This window comes from Chamaesiphon sp. OTE_20_metabat_361, from assembly GCF_031364565.1.
In genome coordinates, this window is the sequence record NZ_JANLWO010000451.1 from 1 (window position 1) to 4226 (window position 4226).

Below are 4226 nucleotides of genomic sequence, written 5' to 3' on the forward strand. Positions count from 1 at the left end.
CACAGAGATATCTGGATGCAGTCTTACTTCCAAGCCACCAGTGAGCGAACCTTCTATTACTGAGCCGAGGGGTTTATTCATGAGCTGGTAGATACTAAATACGGATGCACCGCTACCCTCACCGCTGAAGATTTTACGGGTGGGATGTTATTTTTATTATTAATAGCACAAATTTACCACTGTTTTCCTATTGATGGATCTGTAGGGGCGGGTTTATGCTAGAAATTTTCGCTTTCAACCACAATTCTCAAACAAACCCGCCCAACCTCACTAGCGATGTTGGCATGGCATCAACTATTTATCGATGAATTATACCGATCGTGAAAATATGCCAGAGATCTTTTGTGGGGTTGGGCAGGTTTGTTCGTTAGCTATAATTGTGATGCTAAATCCCTAGCATAAACCTGCCCCTACAGATCTATACACAGCAAGGGGCCAATCTATCAACCGATCGTGGCATGTCCAAAGGCTAACCCCGCGACTAACATCCCTAATACGAGAAAAGGTTGGGCACTAGCCTGATATTTAACATCATTTTCCAGCGGATTGCGTAAGAAATACATATCTTGAAACGTAATCTGGGGGATGATTAACAGGAATAAAATTGCTGCGTACAGATTTTGGTGAATGGTAATCAGATAAACACCAATTCCCGCTTGGAAAATGTCAATCATCAGCACGCAAATCCAAGCAGACTTGTCAATTCCAAACATTACTGGCAGCGACTTCAGCCCAAACTGCTTGTCGCCTTCCACACTCTTAAAATCATTGACGATCGCGATGCCCAATCCTGCTAAACTATAGAATAGTGTCATAATAACTATCGTCCAATTGAGCGTCCCAAATAACGCATGACCAGCCCACCAAGGTAAGGCAATGTAACTTGCGCCTAAAGCATAAGTACCCAGCCACCCATTTTGTTTTAATTTCAATGGTGGAGCCGAATAAATATAAGCCACAAATGCACCACCAAGTGCCAAACAAGTCATCACGGGAAATTCATGATTTACCGCTCGATCGAGAATATAAGCAACCCCAATCCCCCCAAATAATAAGACAAAAATTTGGACTACTACCTGAGATCCCGAAATTGCCCCCGAAGGAATCGGACGATAAGGCTCATTTACCGCATCGATCTCGCGATCGTACCACTCATTCACCACCTGAGTATAACCAGTTAATAATGGCCCAGACATCAACATACATAACGCCGCTTTGAGCACATTCTCGATCGTCCACGTATACTCACCCGAAGATGCCGCACCACACACAACCCCCCACATCAGCGGAATCCAAGTAATCGGCTTCATCAATTGCAACCGAATCTTCCAAATCGAAGCTGCCTCCGTCGAAGCACCCTTCATCCCCAACATCTGTCGCGTCTTCGCACCCTTATCTTCGGATGACTCAACTGGTAAATCGCTCATAATAAATTTAGAGTGCTATTTTAGTCTACGCTCATATAGTAGAGCTTATAAACTAGAGTGTATAACCACCCAAGCCGTCAGTCAAATTAGGCTTTAGGTTTTAGGTATTGGGCTTTAGGGATTAGGCTTTAGGCTTTAAGTTTTAGGTATTGGGCTTTAAGTTTTAGGTGTCCCCATCTTCCAGTCCCTCGTCTCCCAGTCTCCCCGTCCCCTAGTCTCCCCATCTCCCACCTCCCACCTCCCATCTCCCCTCCATGCCAACAGTTCGCCAGTTATTGCAATACAAAGCCAATGGCAAACAGATCGTCGCGCTGACGGCGTGGGATTTTGCGATCGCCCAAATTTTAGACACCGCTGGCGTAGATCTGATTCTCGTCGGCGATTCCCTGGCAATGGTAACGCTGGGATATGAAAATACGTTACCCCTCACCCTGGATGAAATCATCCATCATGCTAAAGCCGTCAAACGCGGTGTCAAAAATGCACTCATCGTGGTCGATTTGCCATTTCTGAGCTACCAAACTAGCACTGAAGTCGCGATCGCATCAGCAGGAAGAATCCTCAAGGAAACAGGCGCACAGGCAGTTAAGCTCGAAGGCGGACATCCGACAATGGTAGCAACCATCGCCAGACTAGTAGAAATCGGGATTCCCGTCATGGGACATATCGGCTTAACACCCCAATCGGTACATCAATTAGGCTACCGTCAACCGGGACAAACCGAAACCGATCGCGATCGGTTGCTCACCTCCGCAGTAGCATTAGAACGAGCGGGTGCTTTCTCGATCGTCCTAGAGCATATCCCCGCCGATTTAGCCACATCAATTTCCCAAAAAATCTCAATCCCCACCATCGGTATCGGTGCTGGTACAGGCTGTGACGGACAAGTACTAGTAACAGCAGACTTACTCGGCTTAACCCTACGTCAGCCCCCATTTGCCAAGGCTTACGTCAACTTACAAGCGATTATTACCCAGGCAGTGCATGACTATAGTAATGATGTCAAGTCGGCAACCGATAATCGCTAAATGATGCACAGTGACGAAGGAGATTGGCTGAAATTTGTCAAGCAGAACCGGATAATTGCCGTGATTCGATCGACAGATCTGCACGTCGGCAGAAAAATGGCTCACGCAGTCGCCGCTGGTGGCATTAAACTCATTGAAATTACCGCCAACAGCGATCGACCCTGGGAGCTAATCGAGTCCCTCCACGCCGAATTACCAGATTGCTCGATCGGTACGGGCACAGTATTGAGTTTAGCCGACATGCAGAACGCGATCGCCTGTAGTGCCAAATACATCTTCACACCCCACGTCGATCTGAGTTTAATTCAAGCCGCAAATTCAGCCGCAACCCCGATCGTCCCTGGTGCTCTCACCCCAACCGAAATTATCACCGCATGGCAAGCAGGCGCGACTGCTATCAAAGTCTTCCCCATTCAAGCAGTCGGCGGAGTAGACTATTTAAAAGTCCTACAAGGGCCGATCGGTCAAATTCCACTAATTCCTACAGGTGGAGTCACCGTAACCAATGCCACCGACTTTCTCAATGCTGGTGCCATCGCCGTCGGCATCGCTGGCTCTCTATTTCCCCCGTCAGAAATTCAGCAAGAAAAATGGCAAAGTGTTCGCGATCGAGCCAGTAATTTAATTAACAGTATGAACCTAAAAATTGTAAACCATTATCAATAATCTATAACTTTCAGACCATAACTTCTAAAACTAAATCAGATCGAAGCGATGGCAAATAACTGCAAACGCAGTAGAAATACCTGTAATTACCAATGCCATTGCCGGGTGTTGTCCTTGCGCAATCGCCATTGTCGTAACCACTCCAGCCCCAAGCATCGCTGGCATAGCGACATCAAACAGCGAACTCTGTGATTTATTTTTGTACATAATAAAAACTGCGTAGCGACAACACTAAGAAATTAATTTTAATGTTTACTAGCTTATCACTCGATCGATATTGACCGATCGTAAATATGAGATTCTGCAACTAATGTTGATAGTCCGAGATGTTTCTTAACCTTCTACTGGAATTAGCGGCTCCAAATCTTCATTACAAAGATCGCTTAATTTTTCAGCACTCGATCGATCCAAGTAGAGTATTATCATTGCTTCACTACTATCGATCGCATAAAATTGACAACCATCACCCTGAATATCTTCCATTACATACGAAAGAGCCAGCATATCCGCCCAATCATCATTAACTTCGATTGTCCAATGCTGCCTTTTGTCACCGATAGTATACTTTAACCAGCACTCACCGTCTTCGAGATCGATATAGTCCACAATTTCTGTCAGTCGATCTTCATTCCCTATTAACAGACAAAGTTTGCGAACAATTTTTACATAGTCTCCCGTGGTAGCGATACATTCAAGATCGAAACTCCAGACTCGATTACAAATCCTTCGCCCCCAAGGTTTTCGTTCTACCTCACCACCGAGCAAAAACAGCAGCAACATAAAAGGCTTTGCTATAAAAGCTTCTCGATCTTCAGCGCGAAGTAAATCCTCGATCGTAATTTCAGGATTAAGAACTAGACCTAATTCTGCAAGTTTTGCTAACTGACTCTCTAATTCCATCATTTATGGTAACAGCACATAGACGATCGCAAGACCTATCAAATCGAAACTTACCGAAAGAATCAAACAAAAACAAACAAGCTCTTAACCGTAAAGTTAAGAGCTTGTTTGTTTTTAAGATTAAGCTTGGCAGCGAGCTATTTTGACAGGGGGCAACCCCCCAACTATCGTCGCCGTGCGAGCGTTTCACCTCCGAGTTCGGGAA

4 protein-coding genes are annotated in these 4226 nt (G+C 45.4%); 2 read left to right on the top strand and 2 right to left on the bottom strand.

Annotated features, from left to right (window positions below; genetic code table 11):
• Nucleotides 1–443: 443 nt before the first annotated feature.
• On the bottom strand, nucleotides 444–1427 hold the full coding sequence (gene chlG, locus RMO35_RS13290; RefSeq protein WP_309741778.1) for a chlorophyll synthase ChlG: 984 nt from the start codon (nucleotides 1425–1427) through the stop codon (nucleotides 444–446).
• Nucleotides 1428–1681: 254 nt separating this feature from the next.
• On the opposite strand from chlG, the gene panB reads away from it, so the two are divergent.
• Together panB and RMO35_RS13300 are read left to right on the top strand one after the other, a co-directional pair.
• Nucleotides 1682–2455 (top strand): 3-methyl-2-oxobutanoate hydroxymethyltransferase, encoded by a 774-nt coding sequence (panB, locus tag RMO35_RS13295; RefSeq protein WP_309741779.1) that lies wholly within the window; start codon nucleotides 1682–1684, stop codon nucleotides 2453–2455.
• Nucleotides 2456–3121 carry a bifunctional 4-hydroxy-2-oxoglutarate aldolase/2-dehydro-3-deoxy-phosphogluconate aldolase gene (locus tag RMO35_RS13300; RefSeq protein WP_309741780.1) on the top strand — a complete coding sequence of 222 codons (666 nt, stop codon included), beginning with the start codon at nucleotides 2456–2458 and terminating at the stop codon, nucleotides 3119–3121.
• 333 nt (nucleotides 3122–3454) lie between these two features.
• On the opposite strand, the gene RMO35_RS13305 is transcribed toward RMO35_RS13300, so the two are convergent.
• Nucleotides 3455–4024: a hypothetical protein gene (locus tag RMO35_RS13305; RefSeq protein WP_309741781.1), complete on the bottom strand. Its 570-nt coding sequence runs from the start codon at nucleotides 4022–4024 to the stop codon at nucleotides 3455–3457.
• Between the last annotated feature and the right edge of the window lie 202 nt (nucleotides 4025–4226).

Coding starts and splice junctions, on each gene's coding strand:
- RMO35_RS13305 (WP_309741781.1), bottom strand. CDS start 4,024: ATGATGGAATTAGAGAGTCAGTTAGCAAAACTTGCAGAATTAGGTCTA.
- panB (WP_309741779.1), top strand. CDS start 1,682: ATGCCAACAGTTCGCCAGTTATTGCAATACAAAGCCAATGGCAAACAG.
- chlG (WP_309741778.1), bottom strand. CDS start 1,427: ATGAGCGATTTACCAGTTGAGTCATCCGAAGATAAGGGTGCGAAGACG.
- RMO35_RS13300 (WP_309741780.1), top strand. CDS start 2,456: ATGATGCACAGTGACGAAGGAGATTGGCTGAAATTTGTCAAGCAGAAC.